We start from the raw sequence: 5,947 nt of genomic DNA on the forward strand, positions 1-5,947 counted from the left end.
GGTGTCCGGCTTGTCCACGGCACGTTCAATGGCGGAATTCATAAGTTCCATTCCCAGAACGGCTGCAATGCACAAGATGATCAACGCCCATTCTACCGCCGAAACTTCTGCCAAACAACAGGCTGCAATAGTGTAGCATGTGGCGCAAAGATGAAACCGAAAATTCCGCTCCTGCTGCACAGCCGCCCGGATTCCGTTCCAGGCGTACACAAAGCCGCGGCCGAAGCGTTTGATTTCAGATCTCATCGCTGGTGTACGAAACAGTGCGCGGCAGACCCAGCTTGATCAGCACTGCTTCCTCCTTTTCGCGCATTCGTACAGCCTCCAGGCCGCTGGTTTCGTGATCATAGCCCAGCAGGTGCAGCATGGAATGTACCGTCAGATAGGCCACCTCACGCTGAAGGGTGTGCCCGTACAGTTCAGCTTGCTCCATAGCACGCTCCATGGAGATGACAATGTCGCCCAGAATCTTGCAGCCGTTATCCTCATCGATGTCGTATTCGCCGTTTTCTCCCATCGGGAAGCTCAGCACATCGGTGGCAGAGTCTTTATCACGGTACTGCTTGTTGAGTTCGTGGATTCGATTGTTATCTACAAAGGTCACGCTGATTTCGGCGGAGCCTTCAAATTTTTCAAAATCCAAAACAGCGTTGCAGCTGCGGCGAATCAAAATCCGCAGCCCGGACGGGATCTTAACAACATTTTGTTCATTGGTGATCAGCACCTTGTTGGACATAGGGCATCAACCTCCTGTACCTGAAACTTTTTATTGCTTTGCCGAACGCTCGGCAGCTTTTTCATAAGCTTTTACGATTTGCTGCACCAGACGATGGCGCACCACATCTTTTTCCGTCAACCGGACCTGGGCAATTCCATCCACATCACGCAGGATCTGCAAAGCGTCCACAAGACCGCTGCGCACTTTATCGGGCAAGTCCACCTGGGTGACATCCCCCGTTACCACAACCTTGCTGCCCACGCCCATGCGGGTAAGGAACATTTTCATCTGTTCGGGCGTTGTGTTCTGCGCTTCGTCCAAAATGATGAATGCGTCATCCAGCGTACGGCCGCGCATATAGGCCAGTGGCGCCACTTCGATGATTTGCTTTTCAAACAGCTTTTGGAATGTTTCCGCCCCCAGCAAATCAAACAGTCCGTCATAGAGCGGACGAAGGTAGGGGTCCACCTTGTTCTGAAGGTCGCCGGGTAAAAATCCCAGCTTCTCTCCCGCCTCCACGGCGGGGCGCGTCAGGATGATCCGGCTGACATCTTTGGATTTAAACGCCTTGACTGCCATGGCAACCGCAAGGTAGGTTTTACCCGTGCCGGCGGGGCCAACGCCGAAAGTGATGGCATGACTGCGAATGGCGGCGAGATATTCCCGCTGCCCCAATGTTTTGGGATGAATAGGACGCCCCTTGGCGGTGACGGCGACAAAATCATCGGTCAGTTCCCGCAGCCGCTTTTCTTCACCATCTCTGGCCAGACTGATGCAGTATCGGACGGTTTGTTCTTCCAATGGCGTGTGATTCTCCATCAAGGTAACCATTCCATCCACCGCGTGTACAGCTGCCGCCACATCCTTTTCGGCACCGCTGAAACGCAGTTCGGAACCACGGCATACAGCCGTGACTCCGAATTCTTTTTCCAGAAGATGAATGTTCTGGTCGCAGTTGCCAAAAATAGCCGCTGCAAGTTCAATACTGTCCAGTTCGACGGAACGTTCAGCCAAATTTCATACCCTCCAATAGTACAATGTCATACTAACCCATTCAGATTATATCACAATTATTTCCAAAAGAAATTGTCTATTATGCACAAAATTTTAAGTTCTGTTTTGACACAGTATCCCACAAGATTTATTTCCAGTCCTCATAGGAAGCAATATTGGAACAAAATCGGTAGGTAACCGTACAAACAGCCTGTTCCCCTTCCACAGTTGCTGCGCGCTGTTCGCTTTCGATGACTGCGTCAGGATATTCTGCATAGAGTTGTTGGCGGCAGTTGCGAAACGCCAATGCCTGTGCTTGTTCCTGTGAATACACGATTGTTTGTTCCTGCTGCAGCCAAATTGTTTCGCACCGGATCATGGCAGGAAGATTCAAACGTCCCAGGTGTAACGGCAACCACTCCACCTGGCTCAATCCCTGCTCCCCTTGATTTTCGTGTTGCTGTGACCAGACACGCCCCAGACAGAAGAGCTGCTGCTTGATCTCTGACGCCCCTGTCAGAATCAGTTGCTGTACCCGGAGCGGCTGGGATGCGGTATAGCTTTTTTCGACCCTGCCAACGATTTTGCCGGAAGCCCCTTGACGTATTTCGTTTCCATCACGGTCCAGCCGGACCACATCTACCAGCAGTTGCCCTTTCTCAACGGATTGCCCCGGAACCACAAGGGAAAAACCGCTCTCGGGTTCCACCGCGACGATTTCACCGCTTTCTTTGGCGTATAACGGCTGCATCGGAGCTTCCTTCTTAATGTTCTGGTATTCGGCATCCGTATTTTCGATGAATAGACACCCATCCGTAAAATTCAAGGTAATCCAACCGAACACATCGCTTTGTTGGGAAACAGTATCTTGTGCTGTTTTCAGCTTTGAGTCATCAACCCAGGCACCCTCGTAGATTTGGCAGTCATACAAAAGACTGCGCATACGGTTTTGCGTTTCCACGTCCATGGAACCGAAGTCGATTGTCCATATAAAGCGACTCATCAACCCCAAAAGCAGAAAAAAGAGAACGCCTCCCAAAAGGATTCCGGGATGATCCAAAAGTCGTTCCAAAGGAATTCCAGGTCCCTTCCTTTGGAACACAGAAAATGTCCAATTCCCTTTTTGGGCCAGATCTTCAAGTTTGGAAAGATCCCGACCAGCCCCACGTGCGGTAAATCCATCGGTTTCCCACCGCAGGTGATCCAAACGGATTCCTTGCTCTACGGCGGTATTTAAAAAGCGCTGGACATTTTTTCCCTGTACGCGAAAAGAAATCCGATCGGCCATCCATACATTAGGTTTCATGCTTTGGTTTCCCCCACTTGTTTTGAAAGGCAATCGTTTCAATCTGACCGGCAAGCACAAGCCTTTTCCCCGCATAGGATTCTATTCGAAGTTCTGCGCCATAGAATGTTACTGTAAAATCGCCCATATCCAGGCAGACTTTTTCCGGTTCAAAATTTAAAACACGGCGGCAGCCATCTGTGGTGAGGTATCCGCCCCGTAATTCAAAATCCGGCAACCGATAAAATTCGCGGGGAAGCTGCAGCATCATCCCGCGCAGGGACGCCTTCGCGGTGCGATTATGATTCGTTTTTCGATTCTGTAGCTTCATGGGCATATCCTCCCCGCAAGAATACCGGTCTACCCAATATACGTCTGTGGAGGTAGGTTCTATGAATCGCCAGAGGAAAACAGCCTTTTTGCAAGGTAGCATCGCCATCGTACTAGCGGCACTCCTGCTTTGTAATCCCAAACTTTCGGCGGAAGGTTTTCTCGATGGCATCCAACTCTGTGTGCAAACGGTTTTACCCGCTTTATTTCCCTTTTTTGTTCTGTGCGAAATGATGATGAACGTACCGCTGCCGGGCAGATTCCTTCGCTATCTGCAGAATGCATGGGGATTTTGCAGCGAAAAGTCTGTTTTTGCTGTGCTGGTTTCCTGGATTGGCGGTTACGCAGTTTGTGCCCAGCTTACGGGAAATCTGTATTGCGAAGGCAAGATAAGCCGTCGGGATGCGCTGCTTATTACCATGTTGGGATGCTGTTCCAGCCCGGGGTTTGTCATTGGTTGTGTAGGTGGGCTTTTGCTGCAAAACGTGCGTCTCGGTGTATTGTTGTATGGATTGCAGATTGTTGCCAACTTGCTGAGCACAGCACTCTGTGTACCGTTCCTATCATCCGTTAAAGGCGACAAGCAACCACGAGAAAATCTCTCCGGCTTTTCAAGAAACGCCGGGTTGTCTCTGGCCATTGGAAACGCAGTCAACAGCAGTTTGAATGTCTGCGGATGTGTACTCTTTTTCCGAACGGTGGGCGCTGTATTGCGCCCCATCTTACCGGAAACGCCATGGTCTGCCGCCGCCCTGAGTATGCTGCTGGAAATCAGTGCCGGATGCGCAGATTTTTCTGCGTTGGGCGGTCGTGTTGCATTGTATGGATGCTGTTTGTGTTTAAGCATGTGGGGATGTTCTGTCTGGGCGCAGTTGTCCCTGCTGCTGCGCAAATCCGTTCCGCTTCCCGTTTTGGCTTTGCAGCGTATATTTTTCATGATCATCTTTATCTTTTTGGTGGCTGCGGCGGTCCGATTTTTGCCGGGAACGCTCATTGTTTACAGCAGTTTAACCGGACGCGTTGTTCAGAGTTCCCGCCTGCCCGCAGATGCGGCTGTTGTGGTTTTTTTGTTCGTATGTGCTACACTTTACAAGGTTCGGCAAAACTTCTATAATAAGTAGGTATATTTATTGCTTTTGGGGTGAGGCTATGTTCAAAAAGGCATATTATGGCAGTAAGATTGCACCGGCGTGTGCCTATTGTCTGCATGGCACACCGGCATCCGACCCAAAGATGGTGCTATGCAAGTTGAAGGGAGTCGTTTCTCCGTATTATTGCTGCCGCCGATTCAGCTATGATCCGTTGATGCGCGTCCCCCACCGGCAAGTGCTGCCTGAACTGGACCCAAAAGATTTTACGCTGGATTGAAAAGGAGTTTTCTATGGAACACCCCAAGCCCACCCGAAGAGAAACCTTCCGCGCCCTGTGGAAGGAAAAGAAAGCCGTTACCATTGTCTATATTTTTCTGCGCACTTCCGTTGTTCTGGTAATGCTGGCGCAAATCTTCAACCGCAATTTTGAAAATGTTTTTCTTTGCGTATTAACCCTGGTGTTGTTTGCAATGCCTTCTTTGCTGGAACGCAAGCTGGACATCGACTTGCCTAACACCCTTGAAATCATTATCCTCCTCTTTATCTACGCCGCAGAAATCCTGGGAGAAATTGGCGCGTATTATGTAACCTTCCCCTATTGGGATACCGTGCTGCATACGCTGAATGGTTTCCTGTGTGCGGCAATTGGATTCTCGTTGTTGGATATCCTGAACCGGCATAATCGTGCCCGTTTCCATCTGTCACCATTGTATCTGGCAATCGTCGCCTTCTGCTTTTCCATGACGGTGGGCGTTGTGTGGGAATTCTTTGAATGTACGATGGATCAGTTTTTCTTTCTGGATATGCAGAAGGATTCGATCGTACAAAGAATTGGTACTATCATGCTGGACCCCACAGGCGGAAACCACCCCGTTGTACTGCGCAACATTACAGATGTAATCGTGGTACAATCCGATGGCACTCAAACGGCGTTGGGGCTGGGCGGGTATCTGGACATCGGCTTGCTGGATACCATGGAAGATTTGTTCGTAAACTTTATCGGCGCACTTCTGTTCTCCATTATCGGGTATTTTTATGTGTTGAGCCGTGGAAAAGGAAAGTTTGTAAAACGCTTTATCCCGGTGGCGAACGATCACCCGACATCCAACGAAACAAACCATAAAGCAGACGAAGCAGAGTCGTAAAAGCTTTGCACTCCCGGTTTGTGATATGGTAAAGTGCATATCATCTGCCAATCGGTTCGAAAAAGAAACCCACCACTCCGCTGTTGTATCAAACAAACAGATAAAAAATTCCCGGAAGCTGTATAGCTTCCGGGAATTTTTTATTCAGTATGAAGTGAAGGTTTCAAGTGGAATTAGTACATGCCGCCCATGTCACCGCCCGCAGGAGCAACCGGAGCCGGCGGTTCCGGTAGATCAGCAACCAGGCTTTCGGTGGTCAGAACCATCGCAGCAACGCTGGCAGCATTTTCCAGAGCAGAACGGGTAACCTTGGTCGGGTCAACGATACCGGACTCGATCATATCCTCGACGTACTCTTCCTTCTGCGCATCAAAGCCGTAGTTAG

8 protein-coding genes are annotated in these 5,947 nt (G+C 50.0%); 2 read left to right on the forward strand and 6 right to left on the reverse strand.

All coding sequences use genetic code 11. The features are described 5' to 3' along the window. From H6B10_RS19035 to H6B10_RS11970, 5 genes are all read right to left on the reverse strand, one after another. On the reverse strand, positions 1–246 hold a 246-nt coding region (locus H6B10_RS19035), incomplete at its 3' end, for a diacylglycerol kinase family protein (RefSeq protein ID WP_204651813.1). Next, entirely contained in the window at positions 236–736 is a 501-nt protein-coding gene (gene ybeY / locus H6B10_RS11955; RefSeq protein ID WP_204651814.1) for an rRNA maturation RNase YbeY, read from the reverse strand. The genes ybeY and H6B10_RS19035, both read right to left, overlap by 11 nt. A gap of 30 nt (positions 737–766) precedes the next feature. Beyond that, positions 767–1,732: a PhoH family protein gene (locus tag H6B10_RS11960; RefSeq protein WP_204651815.1), complete on the reverse strand. Its 966-nt coding sequence runs from the start codon at positions 1,730–1,732 to the stop codon at positions 767–769. A 127-nt stretch (positions 1,733–1,859) separates the two neighbouring features. Beyond that, positions 1,860–3,017 (reverse strand): sporulation protein YqfD, encoded by a 1,158-nt coding sequence (locus tag H6B10_RS11965; protein ID WP_204651816.1) that lies wholly within the window; start codon positions 3,015–3,017, stop codon positions 1,860–1,862. Further along, positions 3,007–3,327, reverse strand: coding sequence for a YabP/YqfC family sporulation protein (locus H6B10_RS11970; protein WP_204651817.1), 321 nt, complete (start codon positions 3,325–3,327; stop codon positions 3,007–3,009). The genes H6B10_RS11965 and H6B10_RS11970 overlap by 11 nt, the downstream gene beginning before the upstream one ends. Positions 3,328–3,799: 472 nt before the next feature. Here H6B10_RS11970 and H6B10_RS11975 point away from each other — a divergent pair, with 472 nt between their 5' ends. Beyond that, positions 3,800–4,447, forward strand: a complete 648-nt coding sequence (locus H6B10_RS11975) for a hypothetical protein (RefSeq protein ID WP_204651818.1) — start codon at positions 3,800–3,802, stop codon at positions 4,445–4,447. A 260-nt stretch (positions 4,448–4,707) separates the two neighbouring features. Then, complete coding sequence (locus H6B10_RS11980) at positions 4,708–5,562, forward strand: hypothetical protein (protein WP_204651819.1); 855 nt, start codon at positions 4,708–4,710, stop codon at positions 5,560–5,562. 173 nt (positions 5,563–5,735) lie between these two features. On the opposite strand, the gene H6B10_RS11985 is transcribed toward H6B10_RS11980, so the two are convergent. After that, positions 5,736–5,947 (reverse strand): TCP-1/cpn60 chaperonin family protein (locus H6B10_RS11985; protein WP_275951078.1); only part of this gene is annotated, 212 nt, incomplete at its 5' end.

It is taken from the genome of Gemmiger formicilis, from assembly GCF_016901605.1.
In the GTDB taxonomy this organism is placed as follows: Bacteria; Bacillota; Clostridia; order Oscillospirales; family Ruminococcaceae; genus Gemmiger; species Gemmiger formicilis_B.

Excerpts from the sequence above, each read along its gene's own strand:
- ybeY (WP_204651814.1), bottom strand. The coding sequence starts at position 736 with ATGTCCAACAAGGTGCTGATCACCAATGAACAAAATGTTGTTAAGATC.
- H6B10_RS11965 (WP_204651816.1), bottom strand. The coding sequence starts at position 3,017 with ATGAAACCTAATGTATGGATGGCCGATCGGATTTCTTTTCGCGTACAG.
- H6B10_RS11970 (WP_204651817.1), bottom strand. The coding sequence starts at position 3,327 with ATGAAGCTACAGAATCGAAAAACGAATCATAATCGCACCGCGAAGGCG.
- H6B10_RS11980 (WP_204651819.1), top strand. The coding sequence starts at position 4,708 with ATGGAACACCCCAAGCCCACCCGAAGAGAAACCTTCCGCGCCCTGTGG.